This is a genomic window from Vagococcus jeotgali (assembly GCF_035918315.1).
Lineage (GTDB): Bacteria > Bacillota > Bacilli > Lactobacillales > Vagococcaceae > Vagococcus > Vagococcus jeotgali.
This window is the reverse complement of record NZ_CP142146.1, coordinates 1701659-1727521: the sequence shown is the minus strand read 5'-3', so window position 1 is coordinate 1727521 and position 25863 is coordinate 1701659. Positions and strand designations below refer to the sequence as shown.

Genomic DNA, 25863 nt, shown 5'->3' with positions numbered 1-25863 from the left:
TTATGTTAAATATTGGTATTATTGGTTATGGTGGTATGGGTAGTTATCATCATCAGCAGTTAATTAAAGAAGAAGATCAAGTAAGTGTGACGGGTGCTTTTGATATAAAAGTGGATAGACTTGATTTAGCAAGACGAAATGGTATTAAGACTTATCATTCTTTAGATGAGTTATTAAGAGATGATACAATTGATGCTGTACTTATTGCCACACCAAATGATAGTCATAAAGAACTGGCGATTAAAGCGATGGAGCAGGGTAAGCATGTTGTTTGCGAAAAACCAGCTATGATGAGTGTCAAAGAACTTGACGAGGTATTAGATGTTTCAAAAGAAACAGGTAAGACATTTATGGTTCATCAAAATAGACGTTGGGATAGCGATTTTTTAATGATTAGGGATTTATACAATCAAAAGCAAGTCGGAGATCTCTTTCAAATAGAAACACGAGTTCACGGAGCTAATGGTATACCTGGAGATTGGCGCCACATGAAAGTTCATGGTGGTGGTATGCTATTAGACTGGGGAGTTCATTTATTAGATCAAATACTATTTATGGTGAATAGTCCAATCAAAGAAGTTTCTTGTGATTTGAGTTATGTTTTGGGAGACGAAGTAGATGATGGATTCATTGCTTATCTGACTTTTGAAAATGGAGTTAGGGCTCTTGTTGAGGTGGGGACAACAAACTTTATTAAATTACCTAGATGGTACGTCAAAGGACTCGAAGGAACAGGGGTTATTTATGATTGGGATTTATCTAATAAGCTAGTAAAGCAAACAGGAGCGATTGACCACCATAATCTTGTTCCGATTAAAGCAGGTCAAGGGCTAACGAAAACGATGGCACCGCCTTCAGAAGAAGCGGTGACTGAGCTTGATTTTCCCCCCGTAGCAGCTGACTTCCCTAATTTTTATGCTAACTTTTATGATGTTGTCGTTAATCATCAAGAACCGGTTGTTAAAAACGAAGAGGTTAGACGTGTGTTAGCATTAATTGAAACATTATTTGATGAAGCAGGTCAAATAGATTAAAACAAAGAGGATGACTTTTTTAGCCATCCTCTTTGTTTTTTAGTTCATCTCCAATTATTCAGAGTAAAACGATTTTTAATTTATCTTGTTATTTAATTATTTATTTAGTGAAGTGGTTTTAATAAGCGTAAGCCATTTAGTAGAACAACGATTGTGCTACCTTCATGAGCTAAGACTCCAATTGGTAAATTCATTTTACCAAAAATATTTAAGGTAACTAAGAGTAACACGACACTCATTGAAAAGACAATATTTTGCATAACAACTTTATCTAATTTTTTAGACAAGCGGTGTGCATAACTTAATTGTGTTAAATCATTTTTCATTAAGACCACATCAGCTACATCAATTGCCACATCAGTTCCTTCACCTATAGCCACACCAATGTCAGCCTTAACAAGAGCAGGAGCATCATTGACCCCGTCACCTACCATAGCAGTTAATCCGTACTCATCATGTAATTGGGTAATGATTTTTGATTTATTTTCAGGTAACACGTTACCAACGACTTGATCCATCCCTAAAGAGTGAGCTACAGCTTCTCCTGTTGTCTTAGCATCTCCTGTGATCATAGCAGTGTGTACCCCTGCTTGTTTCAAATAATTAATGACTTTTTGAGCTTTTGGATTTGGTAAATCCATCATAGCAATCAGACCGACAACATCATCATTATCAGAGAAATAAACAACTGTTTTACCTTCTTTAGTATATTGATTGTTAAATTTTTCGATATCTTTTGGTACTTGAGTGAACTGACTAGGTTTTCCAATGCGATAAGTATGTTTATTGTAATGTGTTATTAGACCTTTACCAATTTCATTTTCAATGGTAACGTCCAAATCTGTGGTTGTCACAATGGATTCGATAATCGCATTTGCTAATGGGTGATTAGCTTTTTTTTCCATAGCTACGATAATGTCTGAGTAAAATGATATTTGATTATTGACTGTATCAATAAAATGAACATCTGTTACTTTTGGTTTACCTTCAGTTAAAGTACCTGTTTTATCAAAGGCGATTGCTTTAATATCTGAAAGGTTTGATAAGTAAGATCCACCTTTAAATAAAACGCCACGTTTAGCCAAGTTAGAAATAGCCGAAAGAGTAGCAGGAATATCGCTAGCAGCTAAAGCACAAGGAGAAGCAACTGTTAGAAAAACCATTCCTTTATAAAAACTTTGGTCAAAAGTATAATCTAGTAAATAAGGAGTTGCGATAATGTAGATAGCTACAATTATTAAAACAGCCGTAACATATTTAGGTTCAAAACGTTTAATTTTTGTTGCAGTTTTGGATAGGTTACTTTGAGATTCATTAACTAATTTTAAAATTTTAGCAAAAACAGTATCAGAACTATCTTTTGTTACTTCCATAATAAAGGTTCCATCCCCGTTAATGGTACTTCCGTAAACCTCATCACCGACTGTTTTTTCAGCAGGAATACTCTCCCCATTAATTGAAGACTCATCAATGGATGTGTAGCCTGTTAAGATTTTACCATCTGTTGGAATTTGATCCCCGTTTAACACTTGCAGATGATCCCCAATTTTGAGTTTAGATACATCAACTACCTTAATTGTTCCATCTGGTTCGATTAACCTAGCCTTAGTTGGGTTCATATTCATTAAAGCTGTTATTTCTCTTTTACTTTTTCCTTCAACGTACTCTTCTAAAAAGTGTGCTGCTGAGAAAATTAAAATTAACAATGCTCCTTCTTTAAAATCTCCGATTAAAGAAGCACCTAGAGCTGCTAGAGCCATTAAAACATGGACGTTTGGTGTGAACTTTTTATTTCGTTTTGTTTCGACATATGTATCTTGAAATCCTTCGATAATGACGTGGTAGCCAGATAAAATAATCGTAGCAAAAGCAAAACTATTACTCCAAACTCCAGCAGGTAAGAAGAAGCTAATGATAAAAATAGCTAGTCCAACAAAAAATAATATTATCGGTGTTTTTCCGTGTTCATGTTGATCGCTATGAGAATGTGAACAACTAGATACATGAGTGTGTGCTGTGTGTTCGTGTGACATATTAATCATCCCTTTCGATTTTTAAAACATAAGTTTGCATTCATATGATTGTTTATTCATATATAGTATAAACTTTCTTAGAGAAAAAGGCAAACGAAAGGTTAGCAAACATAATGAGTGATAGCGGATATCTTAAGGTGGTGATTTCTGTAATAAAAAAGAGTAGATTTCTCTATTTCAAAAATCTAACTTTTAGGTTTCACTACATTCCTTTCTATTGATATTGTTTATTATTTTTATTTAATGAAAAGAGTCTACCAAAAACGTGAATAGAGCATTCAGTTTGGTAGACTCTTATATTAATTATGTGATGTTATCCAACTTTTTTTGTAAATGTTCATAGGCGTGATTAGCAATAGTTAACTCACCTACGTTTTCAAAACCGCTTCTAAGGTAGATTTGTTTAGCATGTTCATTAACTTTGTCAACGTTTAAACCAAGGACTTGTTTATCACATTGTTTTGCCAAATCAGCAATAGCATTTAATAACTCAGATGCTACACCTTGACCTCTAAAATCAGGTGAGGTAACTAATGTATCAATATACCACTCATTTTGGAACACTTCTGGTTCAGTAAAGAGTTTAAACTCTTCAGAAAGATTATTTTCTGATAAAACAGTAATAAAAGCGTTGTCGATATCATTTTCTAAATGATCGGGAAATCCAAAGACAATACCTGCTACAGATCCATTTATTTCTTTTACTAAGGCGTTACGGAAACCGTAACGGTAAGCTTCATCTTTCATGTAGGACTGAACAAGTAAGTCTCTTACTTGTTCTTCAGGCAACCTATTAAAGATATCAAGGTCCATATCCTTCAATACTATCATAATTAAATTAGCTGCCTCTAGAGCATCTTCTGGTCTTGCAGGGCGAATCATTAATAACAACCTCCTAGGTAATTTCATCTGTATCGTATCACGATTGTATTGTATCACGATTTTTAAATAAGTTCCATTTAGGTGAATTATCAACAATGTTTAATAAATGAAGCAGTTTATTACGTAAATTGAATCAGTTAACAAATATTTGATGTATATGAGAGTTTTGAAAAAATTTAAAAAAGGTCTTGCAATTTTTATAAAACAAAGTATAATTTTGAAGAGCGTGTATAACACGTACTTCTAGATTAGATAGAAGTGTGGGAGGAGAAATTTTCATCTCCATTAAACCACATCACGGACTCAAGGAGGTATGTCTCGTGGCAAAAAAAGTAGAAAAATTAGTTAAGTTACAAATTCCTGCAGGGAAAGCAACACCAGCTCCACCAGTAGGTCCAGCTTTAGGTCAAGCAGGTATCAACATCATGGGATTCACTAAAGAATTCAATGCACGTACAGCTGATCAAGCAGGTTTAATTATTCCAGTTGTAATCTCAGTATATGAAGATCGTTCATTTACTTTCATTACAAAAACACCACCAGCTGCAGTATTATTAAAAAAAGCTGCTAACGTGGAAAAAGGTTCTGGAGAGCCAAACTCTAAAAAAGTTGCTAACGTAACTAAAGAGCAAGTAAAAGAAATTGCTGAAGCAAAAATGGCAGATTTAAATGCAGCTGATGTTGAAGCAGCTATGCGCATGGTAGAAGGTACTGCGCGAAGCATGGGAATCACTGTAGGTTAATTCTTACAAGATTCACTAAGTAGTTGCTTCTCAGTCGAATTACATGTATTCATGTGATTACGTGGGAGGTACAACCGTTATAACCACAATCAAGGAGGAAACAAAATGGCTAAAAAAGGTAAAAAAATGCAAGATGCATTAAAAAAAGTAGATGAAACAAAAGTATATCCGGTAGCAGAGGCAGTTGCCTTGGCAAAAGAAACTAACTTTGCAAACTTTGACGCAACAGTTGAAGTAGCTTACCGTTTAAATGTAGATCCTAAAAAAGCAGATCAACAAATTCGTGGTGCTATGGTATTACCAAATGGTACAGGTAAAACACAATCTGTTTTAGTATTTGCTAAAGGGGAAAAAGCTAAAGAAGCAGAAGCTGCAGGAGCAGATTTTGTTGGTGAAGCAGACATGGTTGAAAAAATTAAAGGTGGATGGTTTGACTTTGACGTTGTCGTAGCAACACCAGACATGATGGCGCAAGTTGGTCAATTAGGACGTGTATTAGGACCTAAAGGATTAATGCCAAACCCTAAAACTGGTACTGTAACAATGGACGTTACTAAAGCTGTTGAAGAAGTAAAAGCTGGTAAAGTAACTTACCGTGTTGACAAACAAGGAAATGTTCATGTACCAATCGGTAAAGTTTCATTTGATGATACTAAATTAATTGAAAACTTTGCAGCTTTAAATGATACAATCTTAAAAGCAAAACCTGCTGCAACTAAAGGTAACTACATCCAAAACCTAACTGTTACAACAACAATGGGCCCTGGTGTAAAAGTTGATCATTTTTCAATTTAAGAAAATTTAAGAAAAAGCAGAAATATAGTTGACCTAGATAACTGTAAATGTTATAGTTGTCTAGGTTAAATATTATGCCGAAGACAGTAGGTGGTTTTAGACCTTAATTTCCTACCGAGGACAATGATTAGATATGATCAAGAGTCCCTCTATGTCAACGGTGGCATGGGGTTTTTTATATTTTAGGAAATCTCACCATCTATTAATTCAGGAGGTGAAAATAAATGAGTGAAGCATCAATCATCAAAAAAGCACAAGAGGTTGACGTGATTAGTGAAAAAATCAAAGAATCTGCATCTGTAGTCGTTGTTGATTACCGCGGACTAACTGTTGAGGAAGTTACTGAATTACGTAAACAATTACGTGAGGCAAACGTTGAGATGAAAGTTATTAAAAACGGAATCTTACGTCGCGCTGCTGTACAAGCAGGCTTAGAAGGAATGGAAGATGTGTTCGTAGGACCTACAGCTGTAGCGTTCAGTATGGAAGACGTTGTTGCACCTGCTAAGATCATGAGTGACTTTTCAAAAGAAGCAGAAGCATTAGAAATTAAAGGTGGTATTGTGGAAGGTAAAGTTTCTTCAGTTGAAGAAATTAACGCTTTGGCAAAATTACCAAGCCGCGACGGTTTACTTTCTATGTTACTATCTGTACTTCAAGCTCCTGTCAGAAACGTGGCTTATGCAGTCAAAGCTGTGGCAGAAAAAGAAGAAGAAGTAGCTTAATTGCTGCTTAAAACAAAAAAATTAAATAATCGAAAGATTTAAAATGGAGGAAACATATCATGGCATTAAACATTGAACAAATTATTGCTGATTTAAAAGTATCAACTATTATCGAATTAAACGACTTAGTTAAAGCTATCGAAGAAGAATTTGGTGTATCTGCTGCTGCTCCTGTAGCTGCAGCTGGTGCTGCAGACGCTGGTGCTGCTGCAGAACAAACTGAATTTGACGTAGAATTAACTTCTGCTGGAGATTCAAAAGTTAAAGTTATCAAAGCAGTTCGTGAAGTAACTGGTTTAGGTCTTAAAGAAGCTAAAGCTTTAGTTGATGGAGCTCCTTCAGCAATTAAAGAAGCAGCATCTAAAGAAGAAGCTGAAGAAATCAAAGCTAAATTAGAAGAAGTTGGCGCTTCAGTTACAGTTAAATAATTTAACTTTCAAAAGAGAAGGGAAACCCCTTCTCTTTTTTTATTGGGAATTTTTTATATTAAATCTCGTATCTATCAACAATACAAGAACATTTTTTTGTGTAAACCCTTAAAAAAAATGGTATGATAGAGCCAGTATTAGGTCAGTTTTAATTAGTTTATCATTGTAAAAAATATTAAAAAGGCGATAGAATTGGAGAAGTTTATGAATAAGAGATACCAAGATGATAGTTTAGCGTTGCATACAGACTTATATCAACTGAATATGATGAAAACATATTGGGAGTTAGGACGAGCTGATAAACATGCAGTGTTTGAATGTTATTTTAGGAAAATGCCCTTTAAAAATGGTTATGCTATTTTTGCTGGATTAGAGAGAATCATTGAGTATTTAGACAACTTAAAGTTTAGTGAGTCTGATTTAACATACCTAAGAGAAGTGATGGATTACCCTGAGGCATTTTTAACCTATTTAAAAGAGTTTAAATTTAGTTGTACGGTTCGCTCTGCTGTAGAAGGTGAGATGGTATTTGCTGATGAGCCTCTACTGCAAGTAGAAGGCCCTCTAGCGCAGTGTCAGCTTGTTGAAACGGCTATTTTAAATATAGTTAATTATCAAACTTTGATTGCCACAAAAGCAGCTAGGATTAGTTCTGTGTGTGAGGGTGATGGCGTTATGGAATTTGGAACAAGACGTGCTCATGAGCTTGATGCAGCGATTTGGGGGACTAGAGCAGCCTATATTGGTGGATTTGATGCCACAAGTAATGTGAGAGCTGGGAAAATTTTTGGTATTCCTGTAGCTGGGACTCATGCTCATAGTTTGATTCAATCATATTTGGATGATTATGAAGGATTTAAAGCTTACGCTAAAACCCATAAAGACTGTGTGTTTTTAGTAGATACATTTGACACGCTACGCTCAGGGGTACCAAATGCGATTCGGGTAGCAGATGAAATGGGAGATAAAATTAATTTTTTAGGAGTTAGAATTGATAGTGGGGATATGGCTTATATTTCTAAGAAAGTTCGGCATCAACTAGATGATGCGGGCTATCCTGATGTTAAAATTTATGCTTCAAATGATTTAGACGAAGCAACTATTTTAAATTTAAAGATGCAAGGTGCTAAAATTGATGTTTGGGGTGTTGGGACCAAGTTGATTACAGCCTATGACCAACCAGCTTTGGGTGCTGTATATAAGATTGTATCAATTGAAAATGACGCAGGTAAGATGGTAGATACTATTAAGTTGTCAGGAAATGCTGAGAAGGTATCAACTCCAGGGAAAAAACAAGTGTGGCGAATTACTGGAAAAAAAGATGGAAAATCAGAAGGGGATTATGTCACTCTTTGGACGGAAGATCCTAGAGAAAAATCTGAACTATATATGTTCCATCCGGTTCATACCTATATCAATAAAACTGTTACTGATTTCGTTGCTAGACCTATTTTGCGTGATATTTATGATCAAGGAAATAGAGTTTATGAGGTACCTTCTTTGATGGAAGTTAAACTGTTTGCTCAAGAAAACAAAAATTCTTTATGGGAAGAGTATAAGCGTAATCTAAACCCTCAAAAGTATCCAGTTGACTTATCCCAGGAATGTTGGGATAACAAAATGGCTATTATAAAAAAAGTCAGAGGCAGAGTTCATTAGTTAACACGTTTTAGGAATGGATCATCTCATTTTAATAAAAGATACTTGCTATGACACAACATGTGCGAATAGCAAGTATCTTTTTTGTTAAGTTAAAAAATTGAGTAAATTGGTTAGGTCGTTAATGGATTCTTGAAGTTGTTGACCAATTGTTGTGTCTTTCACTAACTGACGTTTAGTTGGTTGATCCACTAGGCGTTTAATGGAGATAATGTCATCGTGCTGGGTAATAACGTCATGAACGGAAGAAAAAGGCTTGTGTGCTACAAGTTGCATACCATAAGAGTTATACAGGAGTGTGTAACCGGCTAAACCAGTCATTTTTTGATAAGGTTTAGAAAAACCACCATCAATCACTAACATTTTTCCTTCAGCTTTAATAGGGCTTTCTCCTTTTATTTCTTTAACGGGTGTATGCCCGTTTATCAAATGACTATGCTCGCTAGATAAACCGAATTCTTTCAAAATACTTTGAATAATTTGCTTGTCTTCACGTTTAGCGTAATAAGGGTTTTTTTCCTCTAGATGTGTCGTAGTATCTTGGATGAAATATCGTTCAAAAGTCGTCATTTCTTTTTTTCCAAATAAAGAAGATAATTCCCCAGTCCATAAATACCAAATTAAATCAGTAGCAAAATCTTCACGTTCTTTTTTGTTTTTATAAGCAGATCTCAAATTATCTTCAAAAAAGTCTAATAATTCCCTGCCTTTTAACTGTTGGTTTTGAATGGTGAATGTTTTAAGAGAACCATCCTCATTTAAAGGGATGCACCCATGTAGTAAGAGATTGTTGTTGTAAATCAGGTACATGCTACCTTTTTTCATTAGAAAATCAATATGTCGCTGTAATTTCTCTGAATGAATAAAGTTATGGACTAATTTGTCGATAATCACTTTTTCTTCTTGTGTTAATTTTGAAGGGTTAACTGGATCAATTGTCTTGAAACAGGTATTTGTTAAGGAGTAGTGTGTGCCTTTAATTGAGATACTAGATGTGTTGTAATCGATTTTATTTAATAATTGTCGATGTTCCATCTTGAATTCAGGTCGTCTAGTTATCAATTGTTCTTCTAGTTTGAACTGCAAAATAGCTGATGCTTGATGAATATTGGTTATCTCTAAAAGATCTTGTTTTTTTGAGTCTTTACTTGTTTCTGTCTTAGGTATAAAAGCTTTGTTTTCAGTATAGTGCTGATTAGCATAGGTTGATAAAGATCGTAAGTTAATACCATATGTATCTTCAATGATATCTAAATTATTATATCTTGCACAAATTCTAATGATTGCCATAATACAAATAGGAGAACCTGCAGCAGCTCCTATCCAAATGACATCGTGGTTACCCCACTGAATATCTACAGAATGATAATTAATAAGCGCTTCCATGATGTTGTCTGGTTCTGGTCCTCTATCATAAATATCTCCAACGACATGAAGGTGGTCTACAACAAGTTCTTGAATGGTATAGCATAAATCGGTAATCAAAGAGTCTGATTGGCCTAGTTGTATAATGTCTAATATGATCTGATTATAGTAGTCTGTTTTATTGTCGTTATCCTTAATTTGATACAGTAATTCCTCGATAATATAAGCATATCTTTGTGGTAGAGCTTTTCTAACTTTAGAGCGGGTATATTTTCTACCAGAGTGTTTTGTCAGCTCGATTAACTGATCAATAGTGACCTCAAACCATTCTTTATTTAATTCGGTATTCAAGTGATTTAATGTTTCTTCTGGGTAGTAAATTAAGGAAGCTAATTCATTTTGTTCGTAACATGTTAACTGTTCTTTGAATACTTCTTTGATTTTTTCTTTAACACTTCCTGAACCGTTTCTTAAAATGTGTTGAAAAGCATTAAATTCCCCGTGTAGATCACTAACGAAATATTCAGTACCTTTAGGTAAACGTTGGATTGCTTTTAAATTAATAATTTCTCTAATGATACTTTCTTTAGTTGGGTAAGATTTGGCTAGTAAAGATAAATATTTGTTATTCATTACGACTATACCTTTCTGAGTTTTTAAATTATAATAGTTCAAAAACAAAAAATAGTCAAATCTATACCAATTATTATAAAGTGTGATTGTAATTCGTTTGAGAAATTTGTATAATTTATTGGTAAGTAAGAAAGGGGTTTGTTATGAGAAATGAAATGATGCATCGTTCGGTTTTGTCGGATGATATTTTGACTTTAGTTAGAAAAAGACAACCTGGTATGACAGGAATGTTAGGAGAAGTGCAAAAAGAAGCGACAGAATCAGGAGTTCCGATTATTCCTAATGAAACAGCGACTTTTTTGAATTTTTTCCTAAAGCAAATTAAAGCTAAAAATGTGTTGGAAATTGGAACAGCTGTGGGTTTTTCAGCAAGTTTAATGGTGGAAGCTATGGGTGAGGGAAGTCATGTGACGACTATTGACCGTTTTGATGTCATGATTAGAAAAGCTAAATTGACCTTTGAAAAAATGGGGATTAGTGAGCAGGTGACTCTTTTAGAAGGAGATGCTAAGGATGTTTTATCGACTTTAACTGGACCTTATGACTTTATTTTTATGGATAGTGCTAAAAGTAAATACATTGAATTTTTGCCAGATTGTTTAAGGTTGATAAAAAAAGGTGGTTCCGTGATGTTGGATGATGTGTTTCAAGCTGGGACGGTCATGCATGACATTCAGGATATCCCAAGAAATCAAAGAACTATTTACCGAAAATTAAACTTGTTGTATGACACAGTTCTTAATCATCCAGATTTAACTGTGACTATTTTACCTTTAGGAGATGGTGTGTTATTAATTTCTAAAGATGTAGAGGAAATAGAGTTAGGCATATAAAAAACAGGATTGCCCCAAAAGGCAACCCTGTTTTTTTATATGACGTCGCAGGAGGGATTCGAACCCCCGACCGTTCGCTTAGAAGGCGAATGCTCTATCCAGCTGAGCTACTGCGACTGGTTTGTTTGGTGCTCGTTACCGAACAACATAACTATCATAATCAATTTTAAGCCGATAGTCAATATTTTTTTAAAAAAATTTTAATATTTTTTTAGGCTCCCCAAAACCTTATAAACCCTAACAAACAGATAAGACTATTAAATGAAATAAGAAGAATATGTAGAGTTTAATTGAACACTTACGAATAATGCTAGACAAAAAGGAAATACTTGTTATATACTAACCTCAGTATTGTTGAAAGAATTGGGAAGCTTTAAACAATAAGATAATCAATTTGAATGTTAAGGGGAATGAAAAATGGGGAAAATTGATCCACGAGTGATTAAAACTCGTAAAAAATTGAGACAGGCTTTTTTAGATTTGTTAAAAACACGTAGTTTAAGTGAAATGAATATTAAAGATTTAACAAATCGTGCAGGAGTTACTAGGGGAACGTTCTACTTACACTACCGAGATAAAGATACGTTTATTGAAACAATTATGGAAGAGATCATCGAAGACTTTTATAATGATGTTGTCATTTATAAAGCCTATGATGAGGATGAAGATAAAAAAATTCCACAAATTGTTTTAGATCGAGTATTTTCTTATATCGGGCAGTCACCAGAATTTTTTGTAACATTGCTTAAGGAAAATGATGCTGAGAAGTATCGTCTGTTATTCAGTGATAGACTATATGATTATCTTTTAGAACACGTTAATTATGGGAATTCAATTCCAGTAAGAAAAATGCCGAAAGAATTAATAAATAACTTTATTGCTTACTCGCTACTTGGAATTTCTGATGCGTGGGTAGTAGAAGGACAAATTTATGCAAATCATTATATCGCAACTATGGTAGCGAAAATGTATCGTTCTGATTTATTTGAAGAAGTTGGTCTATCTGACTTTTTTGTATCAGAGTCTGCATAAAAAATATCAAAAAGAAAGGTCGATATTCTATTGACCTTTCTTTTTGATTTTGGTATAATTCTAATGTTGTATTTGTGTGCACCACAACTACAACCGCACGGAGCAAGTTTTAAAGAGCTTATGCCACTTGTAACGGCGTGTCTATAGTCAATGAAAGGGAGGTGCGAAGCAAACATGTACGCTATTGTAAAAACTGGTGGAAAACAATTAAAAGTTGAAGTAGGTCAAGCAATCTACGTTGAAAAATTAGACGCAGAAGCTGGCGAGAAAGTTGTGTTTGATGAAGTCGTTTTAGTAGGTGGAGATTCAATGAAAGTTGGTACTCCAATCGTCGAAGGTGCAACTGTTGAAGGAACTGTTGAAAAACAAGGAAAACAAAAGAAAGTTGTTACTTTCAAATATAAAGCTAAAAAAGATTCTCATCGTAAACAAGGACACCGTCAACCATACACTAAAGTTATGATCGACGCTATCAACGCTTAAGATGAGAAAGTAGGGGGCTCATTGTGATTGAAGCTAAATTTAAACAGTCTAAATCAGGTGATTATGTTTCTTTTGAAATAAGTGGTCATGCAGGGTCTGGCCCTTTTGGTTATGATATTGTGTGTGCTGCTGTGTCAGCATTATCAATTAATACAGTCAATAGTATTAATCAATTAGCTGAGTACATACCTTTAGTTGAATCAGAATCTGGTTATTTGTATTTCGAAAGATTACAAGAGCTGTCTGATGAACAAATAAGGGTAACTAATTTACTTGTTGAAAGCTTATTAATTGGCTTAAAAGCAATTGAGACCGACAATAAGACATTTATAAAGACTCAAAGTGAGTAAGGAGGTGCATGTCATGTTAACAATGAATTTACAATTATTCGCTCATAAAAAAGGTGGGGGTTCTACAACTAACGGTCGTGACTCTCAATCAAAACGTTTAGGTGCTAAACGTGCTGATGGACAAACAGTAACTGGAGGTTCAATTTTATACCGTCAACGCGGAACTAAAATTTATCCAGGTGAAAACGTTGGTCGTGGTGGAGACGATACATTGTTTGCTAAAGTGGACGGTGTTGTTCGTTTTGAACGCAAAGGTCGTAGCAAAACTCAAGTATCAGTTTACCCAATCGCAAAATAATATTTGTATCTAAAGCAACTTGTTCTTAGGAGCGGGTTGCTTTTTTATTTGGCTCTTCGTCAAATCGTGTTGATATTTAAAAATTGATAAAATAAGGGCATTAGAAGAAGGGGGATTTTTCCTCCTTCTTCTTTTTAATTAAATTGAAATGATTGACCTTGAATAAGGAAAATCCGTCGCTTAAAAGTTAAGAAATTTCGGTAACCATAGGCTGTTCGTTTGATAGCTTTGATTCGGTTGTTAATTCCTTCTAAAAAACCATTTGAATAAGAATAATTTAAAGCATTGGTAACACCTTGCCTGAAGGTTTGGAATGTTTTGAATTTGGCTTTAAATTCCTTAGGAAGCTCATTAGAGATAGAATGAGTTAATTCTAAAAATAAGTCTGAATCCTTTGTTTCATAAGCATATTTTAACTCTTGTATATAATCATATGCGATTTTTATAGTTGAGTTATAGGAAAGAAGTTCTTCAATGACACCAACTTGTGTCATACTTTTATTGAAAAGAGGATAATTACTATATGTAGTGGCACTTAATTGACTAGAGTCTTTTAAAAATAGTTTCCAATATTTTTTTATTCTCCGGTATTGTTTTGCTTCTTCATTATCATAACGTTTTAATTGATTCATTTCTTTTATTCTTAGTTGATTAAAAGAACGATTGATATGCTGAATGATATGGAATCTATCTGTCACAATCTCTGCATGTGGAAATACAGTTTTAAGAAGGCCACCGTAGTTGGCATTCATATCCATGACGAGAAACTTCACTTTTAACCGCTCTTTTCTGGAGTATTTCAGGAAGTACTTAATAAGAGAGAAGAGACGTCTATCTGGTAAAATATCAATAATCTTTTTACTTTCAGCATCAGCACAAATAAAGCTCATACCAGATTGACATGACTTAGTTGATTTAAATTCATCGACACATAGTACTTTTGGTAGATGTTGAAAGTTGGTTAGACAGTGGTTGGTAAAGTCGTATAAAACACGTTGTACCGTGTTATCAGAAACATGATGGAATCTAGCGATCTCTTTTCTTGAACGATCTTCTTTCAAATCTAAGGCGATTTGATACTTTAATGTTTTCGATATATGACAATAGTCATCGACTAACGCAGTATCAGCACTGAATGTTGTATGACATTCTTTACATAGATATCGTTCTCTTTTAAGTTCTAAATAAGTTGTGACCCTATTAAACTCTGGTAGTTGTGTTTTAGTAGTATAAGTACCATTTTTAACACACGTATTCTGATGACAAGAGGGGCATATTCTGTCTGGAGACGTTAGTCTTCCCCTTATTATATTTGAGCGTCTACCTCTAATAGTAGCCTCAGTTAACCAATCTTTTTCAAAAATAATAGATTTGTCTGTTAAATTAAGTAATTTTCTAGTATGATTATCCATGGGAACATCCTCCTAATAATTTGGTTTTTGTCGACTTTATTTTATCATGTTTGGATGTTCCTTTTTGTATTTAAAAACAAAAAATCGTATTAATGGAAACTATCCATCAACACGATTTATTATAGACCCTTTTATTTCCTTTTCGTTTTATTTATTCATTATATTTGCTATAATGTATAGAAGAACAACGAAAAGAGGCGACGTAAATGATAGAACGTGTGGAAAAATTACGAAGCAAGATGAGAGAGCATGATCTTGATAGTTTTTTAATTACTAACGAGTTTAACTTGCGTTATTTAACAGGGTTTACTGGGACGACAGGTTTAGCACTGATTACTTTAGAACACGCTTATTTTGTCACAGACTTTAGATATACAGAACAAGCAAGTGAGCAGTGTGAAGGTTATAAAATTATTAAAAATGTTAAACCTTTATACGAAGAATTAGGAGATTTAGTTAACCATTTAGCTTTAGCTAATATGGCTTTTGAAGAACAAACTGTAACGTTTTTCCAATATACAGAATTAGAAAGATTAGTTGAGTGTGATTTAATTCCAGTTACAGGTATAATTGAGTCATTACGTGAAGTGAAAGATGTTTCTGAAATTGAAACAATCCGTAAAGCTTGTCAAATTGCAGATTCAGCTTTTGAGCATATTTTAACATATATTAAGCCTGGTATGACGGAGATTCAAGTTGCAAACGAGCTAGATTTTTATATGAGAAGTCTAGGAGCTAGTGGTGTTTCATTTGAAACGATTGTAGCAAGTGGTTTAAGGTCAGCTATGCCTCATGGTGTTGCTAGTGACAAGGTTATTGAAGAAGGTGATTTTATCACCATTGACTTTGGATGCTATTATGACGGGTATGTATCTGATATGACTCGTACTATTTCTTTAGGTGAACCAAGTGATAAGTTAAAAGAAATTTACCAAATTGTAAAAGGTGCCCAGCAACGTGTGTTGGATGTAGCAAAACCTGGTATGACAGGTATTGAGCTTGATGCAGTAGCTAGAGATTATATTACAGAACATGGATACGGTGAAGCGTTTGGTCACTCGACAGGGCATGGTATTGGTTTAGAGATTCATGAAGGGCCTAATGTTTCTAAAGTGGCGGATAAAGCTTTTGTTCCAGGTAATATCATTACAAATGAGCCAGGGATTTATTTGCCAGGTATTGGTGGAGTTAGGATTGAAGATGACATGTTGATTACTGAAGATGGTATGGACCGATTGACACATTCAACAAAAGAGCTTATCATCTTATAGAATATAAGAATCAACTAAGTGATAAATAAATCAGTTGGACTAAGCGTAACTTAAAGGAGGAATTCTGATGACAGAAAATAAAAATTTAGTATTAGATAGTCAAAATCAAGCAGTTGGTGGAGAAATTGTCGTAGCTCCTGAAGTGTTAGAAGTAATTGTTGGTATTGCAGCATCAAAAGTTGATGGTGTTTATGCTATGCGTGGTACCTTAGCTTCAAATGTAACAGAATTATTTGGTATTTCTGTTCATGATAAAGGTGTTTCTTTAAAAAATGATGAAGGTGCTATCAAGATTGATTTATATTGTTACTTAGATTATGGTGTATCTGTACCTAAAGTAGCGATTGATATGCAAGAAAAAGTGAAACAACAAGTTTTATATATGACAGATTTAGAAGTATCAGAGGTTAATGTGCATGTTGTCGGTGTTGTACCAGAAAAAATCACATTGCCAGATTTAGATGAATTATTTGATACAGAAGACGAGGAAAAGTAAAGTGGAGTTAACTAGACACCAATTAAGAGAAGTAGCATTTCAAGCGATGTTTTCAATGATGTACCAAGATGATGTATCAATGACTGATGCTATGCGTTATACATTACTACTTGCAGACAACTCATTGACTGAGGAGGAAGAGATTGTTATTCCTTTATATGTTGATGCTGTTGTAGCAGGGGTGAGCGAAAAGCAGGAAGAATTAGATGGTGTGATTGAAAAGCATTTACGTGGTTGGAAAATCAACCGAATTGCAAAAGCAGATTTAATTATTTTAAGATTAGCTATTTTTGAGATGTTATATCTACAAGATGTGCCAAATAAAGTATCCTTAAATGAAGCTTTAGAATTAGCAAAAACATACACAGATGAAGAATCAAAACGTTTCATTAACGGAGTGTTATCATCTGTTATGGCAGAAATCGACTCTAACAAGTAGAAACTTGTAAGAGTCTTTTTTTTATACTATTTTATGATAAAATGAATAAGAAGAAATGAGGGGGAGTAGACATGGCTAAAAAATTAGATGGACGTCAACTAGCAAATAAGATGCAATTAGAGTTACAAGAAGAAGTGTCACGTTGGTCAGAGAACAATCAGCGGCTGCCAAAACTTGTTGTGATATTAGTAGGTGAAGATACAGCTAGTCAAGTTTATGTTAGAAATAAAGAAAAAGCAGCTAAAAAAATAGGGATACTCTCTGAAGTTGTTAAATTAAATGATACTATTTCAGAAAAAGAATTATTAAGTTTGATTGCAACCTATAATGCAGATGATACAGTTGATGGCTTACTAGTTCAGCTTCCTTTACCAAAGCAAATTAATGAGGAACATGTTTTGCTAGCGATAGATCCTAAAAAAGATGTGGATGGATTCCACCCGATGAATGTAGGTAAATTATTTGTTGGTAGTCCTAACATGGTGCCTTGTACACCGTTTGGGATTGTAACGTTACTAAAGGAAAATGGTGTAGTATTAGCAGGTAAAAAAGTGGTGATTATTGGTCGTAGTAATATTGTAGGAAAACCTTTAATGCACTTGTTGCTACAAGAAGATGCTACGGTAACTATTGCTCACTCAAAAACGAAAGATTTAAAAGCTGAAACATTAACAGCAGATATTTTAGTTGTTGCCATAGGACAAGCTGAAATGATCACAGCAGATTATATCAAGCCAGGTGCAGTTGTAGTAGATGTAGGGATGAATCGAAATCATGAAGGTAAGTTAGTTGGGGATGTTAATTTTAGTGAGGTAGAGCCTATTGCTAGTTTCATCACCCCAGTACCAGGTGGCGTTGGTCCCATGACGATTACTATGTTAATGGAGCAAACAGTTAGACAAGTAAGAGAAGAGAATCAAAAGAGGTCTTTATAATGAGTGTGGATTATTTATCAGTAAGTGCCTTAAGTGCCTACTTAAAGCGTAAATTTGAAGCAGATCCTTATTTAGGAACGGTTTATTTAACTGGAGAAATATCCAATTTTAGACCAAGAGCTAATAGTCATCAATATTTTAGTTTGAAAGATGAAAAAGCTAAAATTTCAGCTGTTATGTTCAAATCAGCTTTTCAAAAGTTGAAGTTTCAACCGGAAGAGGGAATGAAAGTTCTGGTTATTGGTCGAATCTCTCTTTATGAGGCGACTGGACAATACCAAATCTATATTGAACATATGGAGCCTGATGGTATTGGCGCCTTGTACCAAGCTTATGAGAAATTAAAATCAGATTTAGAAAAAGAGGGAGTGTTTAGAGAGTCGTTTAAACAACCTCTAGTAAGATTTCCTAAACGAATAGCAGTCATCACCAGTCCTAGTGGAGCGGTGGTTAGAGATATTATGACAACGGTTGAAAGGCGTTATCCCATTGTTCAACTTGTTGTTTTCCCAACTTTAGTTCAAGGGGACAAAGCTAGTGGAGATGTGGTTAGGCGAATTGAGGAAGTTAATGAATTAGGTGACTTTGATACGATTATTGTGGCTCGTGGTGGTGGATCAATTGAAGATCTGTGGCCCTTTAATACTGAAGCTGTAGTGAGAGCAGTTTTTGAATCAAGAATTCCTGTGATTTCATCAGTAGGGCATGAGACAGATACGACATTAACAGACTTAGTAGCAGACGTTAGAGCAGCGACACCAACAGCTGCAGCTGAATTAGCTGTACTAGTTTTACAAGATGAACTACTAAAAATATCAGAAAAGAAAGCAAGATTGTTTAATAGTTTTAACCAGCAGTTAAAACGCAAGCAAGACAAATTAAATCATTTAACAGCTTCAGTGATATTCAAACAACCAAGAAGATTATATGAATCCTTTTATTTACAATTAGATGGATTGGATAGACGATTGAAGCAAATTATGGAATCAACCATGATGCTTAATCAGCGAAAGTTTGATTATTTGAGTAAAAAACTTGATCGGCAAAATCCGATTGATAAAGTGGTTCATCTAAAGAAGGATGTCGCTTATCAGACTAGACAGTTACATTTTTTAAGTGAGCACTTTATTAAAAATGAAAAAGTACGATTACATAATTTAATAGAAGCTCTGGATTTACTTAGTCCTCTAAAAACTATGAGTCGTGGGTATAGTTATGTGACAAAAGAAGATGCAATCATAAAAAGTGTGGCCGATGTCAATAAGGGTGATGACGTGATAATTCATTTAAGTGATGGAGAAGTTAGAGCAAAAGTAGAATAGAGAGGCGTGTGGATATAGTGGAAAAAGAAAAACAAACATTTGAGGCATCAATGGTAGAACTTGAGAGTATCATTAAGAGTTTGGAAGTCGGAGATGTCCCTTTAGAAAAAGCCTTAGAGCAATTTAAAAGAGGAATGGAATTAAGTAAAGAGTGTCAAGATACTCTAGCTGATGCAGAGGTGACGCTGACTAAAATGATGACAGATGATGGGCAAGAAGTTGATTTTTCTGTTAAAGGAGATTAACTATGAAACAAACTTATCTTCGATTTCAAGTAGAGCAAAGTCAACAAGTTCAACAAACGATAGTTGACTTTTTAAAAGAGAATACAATAAACGACGAGCTGACATCTTCTATGATTTACTCTATTGAAGCTGGAGGGAAACGATTTAGGCCGATGTTGTTCTTATCAACTTTATTATTTTTAAAAAAAGACATTGAGTTGGTAGACTATGATATTGCTGGTGCAATTGAAATGGTACACACTTATTCATTGATTCATGATGATTTACCTGCTATGGATAATGATGATTTAAGGCGAGGTAAGGCTACAAACCATGTTGTTTATGGAGAGAGTACAGCTATTTTAGCAGGAGATGGCTTGTTAACGGAGAGCTTTCATTTGATTAGCTCGTCTCATATCAAACCTAATTATGCTATCCTTTTAGTGAAAGAGTTAGCGCAAGCATCAGGAGGTAGTGGTATGATTTCGGGGCAGATGGCTGATATTGCTGCTGAAAAGCAGCAAGTTTCTTTAAGTACTTTACAAAAAATCCATAGTGAAAAAACAGGTGCTTTAATTGTAGCAGCAGTAAAAATGGCTTGTTTAATGTGTGATACACCAAAAGAGCTGACAGACTTTTTAATTGGGTATGCAGAGCATATTGGTCTTGCTTTTCAAATTAGAGATGATTTATTAGATGTTTTGGGTAGTGAAGCTGATATTGGAAAACCAATCGGCTCAGACGTTGGCCTTGGTAAATCAACTTATGTTTCATTACTGGGTATTCATGGAGCTAAAATAGCCTTTGAGAAAGAGTGTCATAAGTCAAGTGAGATGCTAGAAAAAGCTAAGTTGCATATAGGATATAACGCAGAAGAGGTAACGTATTTAGATGACATGTTACAACAGTTAAAGGAGAAAATATGAGTAGTAAAGTAGGAAAAGAGCGTGTTGACGTTTTGTTAGTACAACAAGGCTTGTGTGACACTAGAGAAAAAGCAAAAAGAACAGTGATGGCAGGACTAGTGTGTGATGAAAAAAACATTAGATATGATAAGCCAGGTGAGAAGATACCAGTAGATACTGTGTTGAGGTTGAAAGGTCAAGTTTTAAAATATGTATCTCGTGGTGGGTTGAAGTTAGAAAAAGCTAAAGATGTTTTTGGAATTGATTTTTCTGATAAAATTTTGTTAGATATAGGGTCATCAACAGGTGGGTTTACAGACGTTGCTCTACAAAATGGTGCTGTAAAGAGTTATGCACTTGATGTGGGATCTAATCAATTGGCTTGGAAATTAAGACAAGATGAGCGAGTTATCGTAATGGAGAAAACAAATTTTAGATATGCTTTGCCTGAAGATTTTAAAATGGGACAACCCACTATCTCTACTATTGATGTATCTTTTATCTCTTTAAGATTAATTTTACCTGTTTTAAGAAAAATTTTAGCAGAAGATGGTGAAGTAGTTGCTTTAATTAAACCTCAATTTGAAGCAGGAAAAGAACAAGTAGGTAAAAAAGGGATTGTAAGAGACTCTAAAGTACATGAAATGGTATTAGAGACGATGCTAACAACTATGTCGGAGTCAGGATTTGATATTTATCAGCTAGACTTTTCTCCGATTACTGGTGGCGATGGAAATATTGAATTTTTAGCTTACTTAAAACCAGCAACTGATATGGGTAGTTATCTTGGAGAAGAGTCTATTCCTGATTTAGTAGCACGAGCTCATAGTCAATTAAAAGGATAAGAGGCGGGGGAATTGAGAAAAAAGGAACGCCAAAAATGGATAAAACAAATGATTGGGCAAGAGAGTGTTAGTAAGCAAGAAGAGTTAGTTTGTTTGCTTCAAAGACACGGGGTGCCAGTAACCCAAGCTACCGTTTCCAGAGATATTAAGGATTTGAATTTAGTTAAGCATGTAGATGATGATGGAAGTTATCGCTACGGGTTACCTAAAACAGATACAATAGAAAAACGTCGTTTAGAAAAAATGATTAAAACGTCTTTTGTTAAAGTAGAAGTGATGAATAATATGCTCTCTTTAGTAACTACACCAGGTAGTGGGGTTGCTATTGGCAAACTGATTGAACATGTTTATCATGAGGAGTTGTTTAGTATTATGACGAATGACGATAAAATATTAGTCATTACTAGAAACAATGACCAAGTAAAAATGATTGAAAAAGAGTTAGTAGCAATGAGATGAGAAGGTGAATAAAATGATTCAAGAGTTAACTGTACAAGATTTTGCGATTATTTCTAATTTGAATATTCCTTTTAAAGACGGAATGACAGTGTTGACTGGTGAAACAGGAGCAGGGAAATCAATTATTATTGATGCTATGGGATTACTTGTTGGTGGTAGAGGCTCTTCTGATTATATTAGAGACGGGAAAGAAAGGTGCCGGATTGAAGGGTCCTTTTATATAAAGGATACCCTTCATGCTTTGCAATTTTTAAAAGAGCGAGGTATTGATATAACAGATGATATGGTTGTTATCCAAAGAGAGATTTATCGATCTGGTCGTAATAACTGCCGGGTTAATGGTCAACTTGTTACAACGAAATTTTTGAGAGAATTAGGTCGTTTTTTAGTGGATATTCATGGTCAAAATGAACATCAAGAATTGATGCAACCACATAATCATTTGAAATTGTTAGATCAGTATGCAACATCTGGTCTGCATAAAAAACTAAAGGATTATCGTGAAAAGTTTCATATCTATAAATCATTAAATGATCAACTCATTAATTTAGCTCAAAATGAAAAAGAACAAGCCCAAAGGATTGATATGTTGATGTTTCAACATAATGAAATAGAGGCTGCTCAATTAATTGAGGGTGAAGAAGAGCAGTTAATTGAAGAGCGGCGCAAACTGATGAATTTCCAAAAAATTTCAGAATCCTTGTCTAAAGCCGGACGTTATTTAGAGTCTGAGGAGATAAGTGCTGTGTCTTTAGTAGGTAGTGCTATGAGCGATATGGAACAAATCGAGGAGATAGACACTGTATACCAAGATACAGCTGACTTGTTGCGAACAGCCTACTATTCTTTGCAAGAAGCATCAGGCAATATAGCTGACTCTCTAGAGAGTTTAGAAATGGATGAGTCGAGACTACTTGAAGTAGATAATCGTCTAGATCTCATCCGTCAACTAAAACGTAAGTATGGTGAGAGTGTCATAGATATTCTGAATTATTTTGAGGATATTAACAAGGAGTTATCGTTAACATCAGTTGATAATTTAAGTGTAGACGACTTAGAGCAAAAGTTGAACAAATTAAAAAAAGAATTACAAGTATTAGCAAATGAGCTGACCCAGATGAGAGAAGTAACGGCTAAAAGTTTGGAAGAGGCCATAATGAAGCAGTTATCAGAACTCTACATGGCTCAAACTGTCTTCTCAGTTAAGTTTACTAAAGCTGCTGACTTTCTAGAAACAGGGCAAGACAAAGTGGAATTTTATATTTCAACTAATGTGGGTGAATCTTTAAAACCATTAGCTAAAGTTGCTTCTGGTGGTGAGTTGTCTAGGATGATGTTAGCTTTGAAAACTATTTTTTCTAAAACTCAATCAATTACAAGCATTGTGTTTGATGAGGTTGATACAGGAGTAAGCGGACGTGTTGCTCAAGCGATTGCTGAAAAAATTCACCAGATCGGTTTGAATTCTCAAGTGCTATGTATCACTCACTTACCACAAGTAGCAGCCGTTGCGGATACTCAGTATTTTATTAAAAAAGAAGTGAAAACAAATCGAACAGAGACAATCGTGCAAGATCTAACAAAAGAGCAAAGAGTGAATGAGATTGCTAGAATGCTATCAGGTAGTGAAGTGACGGAACTTACAAAAGAACATGCAAAAGAGTTGCTTGCATTGGCTAAAAGGGAGTCAAAAAAGAGGCTGACTTAATATAAAGTTCGCCTTGGAAATTAGATTTTTCATCTAATTTTCAAGGTGAGCTCTAAAAGTCAACCTCTTCTTTGTCTGTTTTGAATGATTCGTCATAGTAAGGAGGAAAATCCTGTCCCTGTTATGAGTTAACTAATCTATAAGTCCGTTGAATTCTAACGACTTTTGAGTTACTATGTTTTAAATGATTCCTAAAGCAGCAAGGGCTGTTAGGACAGCACCACCGATAATAGCAAACAACATCACCCAAATAACGACTGTTGTAATTTTTTCAAATGTTGATTTTGGTTTTTTATCCACTGTGTTCCCACCTTTATTTTAACAATATGTCTGTTAGTATTCTACACTGTTCTAAGCAAAAATAGCAAGTAAATCCTTAATTTTTAAAAACTATCTAAAAAAAATTGAAAGAGGAAATAATATTGCTTATAATGAAAAGAGAGAAAAACACAGGAGTGTCATACTTGTTACAAAGATGTTTTGATTTGTTAAGGTCTTGTGACCTACTTTATTAAGATATTACCTATACTTCATGTGTGAGTGTGAAAAGAGGAGTTAAATAAATAATGCCAACCTTTAATGCAATGATGTTATTTTGGTACATGTTTCCATTTGTTATCTATTTATTAAGTAGTATTATAACGAAAAAAATGGGTCTATATACACGCTACGGTATCAAAGCACCAGATATATCAATTCCCTTTTTCTTAATAGGAATTCATTACGTATCTGTGGGTACCTTTGATGAAAGTTTTTTACCCTATGTTTTTTTGATGATCTTCTTAGTAGGAATGATTGTTGCAGTGTTTCAAACATATCATTTTAAAGAGATCAATTACAGGCGCTACTTTAAAATGTTTTGGCGTATTATCTTTCTTGTTACGTTATTAGTTTATATTTTGTTAATTATTGTGAGCATCATTATGTTTTTACGATAATTTAGAAAAATGAGGGCTATGGGACTAAAAGGACAACTTTGAATGAACAAATCGACACTCTAGATATTTAGAAGTCGGTTTTTTTTTATTTGGCTAGGAAAGCTTCTGTGAATTCCTATTTTTTTCTTAAGACGGTGGTAGAATGTGGGGGAATGTGGTAGACTTATGCTAGTGAATGGTGATTGAGGTGACCGACCATGTTTATGGGTGAATTTCAGCATAACATCGATAGTAAAGGGCGTTTGATTGTGCCTTCCAAGCTAAGAGAAGATCTTGGTAATAAGTTTATTGTAACAAGAGGAATGGATGGATGTCTGTTTGGTTATACGCTAGAAAGATGGTCACAATTAGAAGAGAGCGTCAAAGAAATGCCACTCACAAAAAAAGACGCGAGAACTTTTGTCCGATTTTTCTATTCAGCAGCGACTGAATGTGAAATTGATAAACAAGGTCGAATAAACCTGCCTTTAAAGCTTAGAGAATTTGCAGCGATTGAAAAACCCTGTGTGATTATCGGGGTATCAGATCGAATTGAAATTTGGAGTGAAGAGCGGTGGCTAGCATTTTCAAAAGATGCAGAAGAAAATTTTGATGATATTGCAGAAAGCCTAATCGATTTCGGACTTTAGTCAAATAATGGAGACTAATTATGACAGAAAATTTTAAACATACAACTGTACTGCTAACAGAAACAGTCGATGGACTTGAGATAAAAGAAGATGGTATTTATGTTGACTGCACACTAGGTGGTGCGGGTCATAGTCAGTATTTGTTATCTAAGTTATCAAAAAAGGGCCATTTATATGCTTTTGATCAAGATATCACAGCAATTGAAAATGCAAAAATTAAATTAGAAAAAGAAATAAAAGAAGGTAAAGTTACCTTTATTCAGAGTAACTTTAGATATTTAAAGCAAGAGTTAAATGACTTAGGGGTCTTTGAAGTTGATGGGGTACTTTACGATTTAGGTGTGTCATCGCCACAGTTAGATGAAGCCCAGCGAGGGTTTAGTTATCATCAAGATGCGCCTTTAGATATGCGAATGGACCAATCAGCACCTCTGACAGCTCAAGACGTTGTCAATGATTATACTTATGAGCAATTAGTTAAGATTTTTTTTAGATATGGTGAGGAAAAATTTTCAAAACAAGTAGCTCGTGGGATTGAAAGAGTTAGAGAAACAAAACGAATAGAGACGACTGGTGAACTAGTAGATATTATTAAAGATGCTATTCCAGCTCCAGCTAGAAGAAAAGGTGGTCATCCGGCTAAACGGATTTTCCAAGCGATTCGTATTGAAGTTAATAGTGAGTTAGATGTGATTGGAGAGTCATTAGAACAAGCAATTGAGCTACTTAAACCAGATGGTAGAATTAGTGTGATTACGTTTCATTCTTTAGAAGATAAGTTGGTAAAAAATATCTTTAAAGAATACAGTACTCCGCAAGATTTCCCACCAGGTTTACCTGTCATACCAGTGGAGTACCAACCAGATTTTGCTTTAGTTAATCGTAAACCAATGACAGCTTCAAAAGAAGAATTAGAAGATAATAATAGATCACGAAGTGCGAAGTTGCGTATAATTAAAAAAATAACATCTGAAAGGAAGGGTTAAT

The 25863-nt window shown here is 34.5% G+C and carries 29 protein-coding genes, 1 tRNA gene and 2 other annotated features; of the genes, 24 read left to right on the top strand and 6 right to left on the bottom strand.

Going from position 1 to position 25863, the window contains the following annotated elements; all coding sequences use genetic code 11:
* Window positions 1-2 precede the first annotated feature (2 nt).
* Complete coding sequence (locus tag VSF34_RS08580) at window positions 3-1034, top strand: Gfo/Idh/MocA family oxidoreductase (RefSeq protein WP_326716902.1); 1032 nt, start codon at window positions 3-5, stop codon at window positions 1032-1034.
* 104 nt (window positions 1035-1138) lie between these two features.
* Here the strand turns inward: VSF34_RS08580 and VSF34_RS08575 are convergent, their stop codons facing one another.
* On the bottom strand, window positions 1139-3076 hold the full coding sequence (locus tag VSF34_RS08575; RefSeq protein WP_370659252.1) for a heavy metal translocating P-type ATPase: 1938 nt from the start codon (window positions 3074-3076) through the stop codon (window positions 1139-1141).
* A 294-nt stretch (window positions 3077-3370) separates the two neighbouring features.
* Window positions 3371-3949 (bottom strand): GNAT family N-acetyltransferase, encoded by a 579-nt coding sequence (locus tag VSF34_RS08570; protein ID WP_326716900.1) that lies wholly within the window; start codon window positions 3947-3949, stop codon window positions 3371-3373.
* 320 nt (window positions 3950-4269) lie between these two features.
* Here VSF34_RS08570 and rplK point away from each other — a divergent pair, with 320 nt between their 5' ends.
* From rplK to VSF34_RS08545, 5 genes are all read left to right on the top strand, one after another.
* On the top strand, window positions 4270-4692 hold the full coding sequence (gene rplK / locus VSF34_RS08565; protein WP_326716899.1) for a 50S ribosomal protein L11: 423 nt from the start codon (window positions 4270-4272) through the stop codon (window positions 4690-4692).
* 105 nt (window positions 4693-4797) lie between these two features.
* Window positions 4798-5487: a 50S ribosomal protein L1 gene (gene rplA, locus VSF34_RS08560; RefSeq protein ID WP_326716898.1), complete on the top strand. Its 690-nt coding sequence runs from the start codon at window positions 4798-4800 to the stop codon at window positions 5485-5487.
* A 59-nt stretch (window positions 5488-5546) separates the two neighbouring features.
* Window positions 5547-5674 (top strand) — a sequence feature (ribosomal protein L10 leader region).
* A gap of 37 nt (window positions 5675-5711) precedes the next feature.
* Window positions 5712-6212, top strand: a complete 501-nt coding sequence (gene rplJ / locus VSF34_RS08555) for a 50S ribosomal protein L10 (protein ID WP_326716897.1) — start codon at window positions 5712-5714, stop codon at window positions 6210-6212.
* Window positions 6213-6271: 59 nt separating this feature from the next.
* A complete protein-coding gene (rplL, locus tag VSF34_RS08550) occupies window positions 6272-6640 on the top strand; it encodes a 50S ribosomal protein L7/L12 (protein ID WP_326716896.1) in 369 nt (122 codons plus the stop codon).
* Between the two features lie 204 nt (window positions 6641-6844).
* The gene (locus VSF34_RS08545; RefSeq protein ID WP_326716895.1) at window positions 6845-8299 is read left to right on the top strand and encodes a nicotinate phosphoribosyltransferase; all 1455 of its coding nucleotides are present in this window, start codon (window positions 6845-6847) and stop codon (window positions 8297-8299) included.
* An 87-nt stretch (window positions 8300-8386) separates the two neighbouring features.
* Here VSF34_RS08545 and VSF34_RS08540 read toward each other — a convergent pair whose 3' ends face one another.
* On the bottom strand, window positions 8387-10297 hold the full coding sequence (locus VSF34_RS08540) for a fructose-1,6-bisphosphatase (RefSeq protein WP_326716894.1): 1911 nt from the start codon (window positions 10295-10297) through the stop codon (window positions 8387-8389).
* Window positions 10298-10440: 143 nt separating this feature from the next.
* On the opposite strand from VSF34_RS08540, the gene VSF34_RS08535 reads away from it, so the two are divergent.
* Window positions 10441-11130 carry an O-methyltransferase gene (locus tag VSF34_RS08535; protein ID WP_326716893.1) on the top strand — a complete coding sequence of 230 codons (690 nt, stop codon included), beginning with the start codon at window positions 10441-10443 and terminating at the stop codon, window positions 11128-11130.
* A 43-nt stretch (window positions 11131-11173) separates the two neighbouring features.
* Here the strand turns inward: VSF34_RS08535 and VSF34_RS08530 are convergent.
* Window positions 11174-11247: transfer RNA gene (locus VSF34_RS08530), tRNA-Arg, on the bottom strand.
* A 300-nt stretch (window positions 11248-11547) separates the two neighbouring features.
* Between VSF34_RS08530 and VSF34_RS08525 the strand changes: the two genes are divergently transcribed.
* The 4 genes from VSF34_RS08525 (at window position 11548) to rpmA (ending at window position 13293) form a co-directional block, all read left to right on the top strand.
* Entirely contained in the window at window positions 11548-12162 is a 615-nt protein-coding gene (locus tag VSF34_RS08525) for a TetR/AcrR family transcriptional regulator (RefSeq protein ID WP_326716892.1), read from the top strand.
* Between the two features lie 81 nt (window positions 12163-12243).
* Window positions 12244-12316, top strand: a sequence feature (ribosomal protein L21 leader region).
* A 20-nt stretch (window positions 12317-12336) separates the two neighbouring features.
* Window positions 12337-12645, top strand: coding sequence for a 50S ribosomal protein L21 (rplU, locus tag VSF34_RS08520; RefSeq protein WP_326716891.1), 309 nt, complete (start codon window positions 12337-12339; stop codon window positions 12643-12645).
* A gap of 23 nt (window positions 12646-12668) precedes the next feature.
* Entirely contained in the window at window positions 12669-12995 is a 327-nt protein-coding gene (locus tag VSF34_RS08515) for a ribosomal-processing cysteine protease Prp (RefSeq protein WP_326716890.1), read from the top strand.
* A 22-nt stretch (window positions 12996-13017) separates the two neighbouring features.
* Window positions 13018-13293: a 50S ribosomal protein L27 gene (gene rpmA, locus VSF34_RS08510; RefSeq protein ID WP_326718061.1), complete on the top strand. Its 276-nt coding sequence runs from the start codon at window positions 13018-13020 to the stop codon at window positions 13291-13293.
* Between the two features lie 134 nt (window positions 13294-13427).
* Here the strand turns inward: rpmA and VSF34_RS08505 are convergent, their stop codons facing one another.
* Window positions 13428-14705: an ISL3 family transposase gene (locus VSF34_RS08505; RefSeq protein ID WP_326716709.1), complete on the bottom strand. Its 1278-nt coding sequence runs from the start codon at window positions 14703-14705 to the stop codon at window positions 13428-13430.
* Window positions 14706-14911: 206 nt separating this feature from the next.
* Here VSF34_RS08505 and VSF34_RS08500 point away from each other — a divergent pair, with 206 nt between their 5' ends.
* The 10 genes from VSF34_RS08500 (at window position 14912) to recN (ending at window position 23309) form a co-directional block, all read left to right on the top strand.
* Window positions 14912-15976: a M24 family metallopeptidase gene (locus tag VSF34_RS08500; protein ID WP_326716889.1), complete on the top strand. Its 1065-nt coding sequence runs from the start codon at window positions 14912-14914 to the stop codon at window positions 15974-15976.
* A 67-nt stretch (window positions 15977-16043) separates the two neighbouring features.
* On the top strand, window positions 16044-16472 hold the full coding sequence (locus VSF34_RS08495) for an Asp23/Gls24 family envelope stress response protein (RefSeq protein ID WP_326716888.1): 429 nt from the start codon (window positions 16044-16046) through the stop codon (window positions 16470-16472).
* A complete protein-coding gene (gene nusB / locus VSF34_RS08490; RefSeq protein WP_326716887.1) occupies window positions 16438-16911 on the top strand; it encodes a transcription antitermination factor NusB in 474 nt (157 codons plus the stop codon). Before VSF34_RS08495 ends, nusB begins: the two co-directional genes overlap by 35 nt.
* 71 nt (window positions 16912-16982) lie before the next feature.
* Window positions 16983-17846: a bifunctional methylenetetrahydrofolate dehydrogenase/methenyltetrahydrofolate cyclohydrolase FolD gene (gene folD, locus VSF34_RS08485; protein ID WP_326716886.1), complete on the top strand. Its 864-nt coding sequence runs from the start codon at window positions 16983-16985 to the stop codon at window positions 17844-17846.
* Window positions 17846-19168 (top strand): exodeoxyribonuclease VII large subunit, encoded by a 1323-nt coding sequence (gene xseA / locus VSF34_RS08480; protein WP_326716885.1) that lies wholly within the window; start codon window positions 17846-17848, stop codon window positions 19166-19168. The genes folD and xseA overlap by 1 nt, the downstream gene beginning before the upstream one ends.
* Window positions 19169-19218: 50 nt before the next feature.
* Window positions 19219-19413, top strand: coding sequence for an exodeoxyribonuclease VII small subunit (locus VSF34_RS08475; protein WP_326718060.1), 195 nt, complete (start codon window positions 19219-19221; stop codon window positions 19411-19413).
* A gap of 2 nt (window positions 19414-19415) precedes the next feature.
* Window positions 19416-20318 (top strand): polyprenyl synthetase family protein, encoded by a 903-nt coding sequence (locus tag VSF34_RS08470; RefSeq protein WP_326716884.1) that lies wholly within the window; start codon window positions 19416-19418, stop codon window positions 20316-20318.
* A complete protein-coding gene (locus VSF34_RS08465) occupies window positions 20315-21142 on the top strand; it encodes a TlyA family RNA methyltransferase (protein ID WP_326716883.1) in 828 nt (275 codons plus the stop codon). Before VSF34_RS08470 ends, VSF34_RS08465 begins: the two co-directional genes overlap by 4 nt.
* Window positions 21143-21154: 12 nt before the next feature.
* A complete protein-coding gene (locus VSF34_RS08460; RefSeq protein ID WP_326716882.1) occupies window positions 21155-21601 on the top strand; it encodes an arginine repressor in 447 nt (148 codons plus the stop codon).
* 13 nt (window positions 21602-21614) lie between these two features.
* Window positions 21615-23309 carry a DNA repair protein RecN gene (gene recN, locus VSF34_RS08455; RefSeq protein ID WP_326718059.1) on the top strand — a complete coding sequence of 565 codons (1695 nt, stop codon included), beginning with the start codon at window positions 21615-21617 and terminating at the stop codon, window positions 23307-23309.
* A gap of 180 nt (window positions 23310-23489) precedes the next feature.
* Here the strand turns inward: recN and VSF34_RS08450 are convergent, their stop codons facing one another.
* Window positions 23490-23609, bottom strand: a complete 120-nt coding sequence (locus tag VSF34_RS08450; RefSeq protein ID WP_326716881.1) for a DUF4044 domain-containing protein — start codon at window positions 23607-23609, stop codon at window positions 23490-23492.
* A gap of 266 nt (window positions 23610-23875) precedes the next feature.
* Between VSF34_RS08450 and VSF34_RS08445 the strand changes: the two genes are divergently transcribed.
* The 3 genes from VSF34_RS08445 to rsmH all read left to right on the top strand — a co-directional run bounded on the left by VSF34_RS08445 (window position 23876) and on the right by rsmH (window position 25862).
* On the top strand, window positions 23876-24247 hold the full coding sequence (locus tag VSF34_RS08445; RefSeq protein WP_326716880.1) for a DUF3397 domain-containing protein: 372 nt from the start codon (window positions 23876-23878) through the stop codon (window positions 24245-24247).
* Window positions 24248-24444: 197 nt separating this feature from the next.
* A complete protein-coding gene (mraZ, locus tag VSF34_RS08440) occupies window positions 24445-24876 on the top strand; it encodes a division/cell wall cluster transcriptional repressor MraZ (RefSeq protein ID WP_326716879.1) in 432 nt (143 codons plus the stop codon).
* Between the two features lie 20 nt (window positions 24877-24896).
* Window positions 24897-25862, top strand: coding sequence for a 16S rRNA (cytosine(1402)-N(4))-methyltransferase RsmH (rsmH, locus tag VSF34_RS08435; protein ID WP_326716878.1), 966 nt, complete (start codon window positions 24897-24899; stop codon window positions 25860-25862).
* Window position 25863: the final 1 nt, after the last annotated feature.

Excerpts from the sequence above, each read along its gene's own strand:
- VSF34_RS08570 (WP_326716900.1), bottom strand. The coding sequence starts at position 3,949 with ATGATTCGCCCTGCAAGACCAGAAGATGCTCTAGAGGCAGCTAATTTA.
- mraZ (WP_326716879.1), top strand. The coding sequence starts at position 24,445 with ATGTTTATGGGTGAATTTCAGCATAACATCGATAGTAAAGGGCGTTTG.
- VSF34_RS08535 (WP_326716893.1), top strand. The coding sequence starts at position 10,441 with ATGAGAAATGAAATGATGCATCGTTCGGTTTTGTCGGATGATATTTTG.
- rplA (WP_326716898.1), top strand. The coding sequence starts at position 4,798 with ATGGCTAAAAAAGGTAAAAAAATGCAAGATGCATTAAAAAAAGTAGAT.
- rsmH (WP_326716878.1), top strand. The coding sequence starts at position 24,897 with ATGACAGAAAATTTTAAACATACAACTGTACTGCTAACAGAAACAGTC.
- VSF34_RS08470 (WP_326716884.1), top strand. The coding sequence starts at position 19,416 with ATGAAACAAACTTATCTTCGATTTCAAGTAGAGCAAAGTCAACAAGTT.
- VSF34_RS08525 (WP_326716892.1), top strand. The coding sequence starts at position 11,548 with ATGGGGAAAATTGATCCACGAGTGATTAAAACTCGTAAAAAATTGAGA.
- rplL (WP_326716896.1), top strand. The coding sequence starts at position 6,272 with ATGGCATTAAACATTGAACAAATTATTGCTGATTTAAAAGTATCAACT.
- VSF34_RS08445 (WP_326716880.1), top strand. The coding sequence starts at position 23,876 with ATGCCAACCTTTAATGCAATGATGTTATTTTGGTACATGTTTCCATTT.
- VSF34_RS08540 (WP_326716894.1), bottom strand. The coding sequence starts at position 10,297 with ATGAATAACAAATATTTATCTTTACTAGCCAAATCTTACCCAACTAAA.
- VSF34_RS08545 (WP_326716895.1), top strand. The coding sequence starts at position 6,845 with ATGAATAAGAGATACCAAGATGATAGTTTAGCGTTGCATACAGACTTA.
- VSF34_RS08465 (WP_326716883.1), top strand. The coding sequence starts at position 20,315 with ATGAGTAGTAAAGTAGGAAAAGAGCGTGTTGACGTTTTGTTAGTACAA.
- nusB (WP_326716887.1), top strand. The coding sequence starts at position 16,438 with ATGAATTATTTGATACAGAAGACGAGGAAAAGTAAAGTGGAGTTAACT.
- VSF34_RS08475 (WP_326718060.1), top strand. The coding sequence starts at position 19,219 with ATGGTAGAACTTGAGAGTATCATTAAGAGTTTGGAAGTCGGAGATGTC.
- VSF34_RS08500 (WP_326716889.1), top strand. The coding sequence starts at position 14,912 with ATGATAGAACGTGTGGAAAAATTACGAAGCAAGATGAGAGAGCATGAT.
- VSF34_RS08575 (WP_370659252.1), bottom strand. The coding sequence starts at position 3,076 with ATGATTAATATGTCACACGAACACACAGCACACACTCATGTATCTAGT.
- rpmA (WP_326718061.1), top strand. The coding sequence starts at position 13,018 with ATGAATTTACAATTATTCGCTCATAAAAAAGGTGGGGGTTCTACAACT.
- xseA (WP_326716885.1), top strand. The coding sequence starts at position 17,846 with ATGAGTGTGGATTATTTATCAGTAAGTGCCTTAAGTGCCTACTTAAAG.
- folD (WP_326716886.1), top strand. The coding sequence starts at position 16,983 with ATGGCTAAAAAATTAGATGGACGTCAACTAGCAAATAAGATGCAATTA.
- VSF34_RS08495 (WP_326716888.1), top strand. The coding sequence starts at position 16,044 with ATGACAGAAAATAAAAATTTAGTATTAGATAGTCAAAATCAAGCAGTT.
- VSF34_RS08505 (WP_326716709.1), bottom strand. The coding sequence starts at position 14,705 with ATGGATAATCATACTAGAAAATTACTTAATTTAACAGACAAATCTATT.
- rplJ (WP_326716897.1), top strand. The coding sequence starts at position 5,712 with ATGAGTGAAGCATCAATCATCAAAAAAGCACAAGAGGTTGACGTGATT.
- recN (WP_326718059.1), top strand. The coding sequence starts at position 21,615 with ATGATTCAAGAGTTAACTGTACAAGATTTTGCGATTATTTCTAATTTG.
- rplU (WP_326716891.1), top strand. The coding sequence starts at position 12,337 with ATGTACGCTATTGTAAAAACTGGTGGAAAACAATTAAAAGTTGAAGTA.
- VSF34_RS08580 (WP_326716902.1), top strand. The coding sequence starts at position 3 with ATGTTAAATATTGGTATTATTGGTTATGGTGGTATGGGTAGTTATCAT.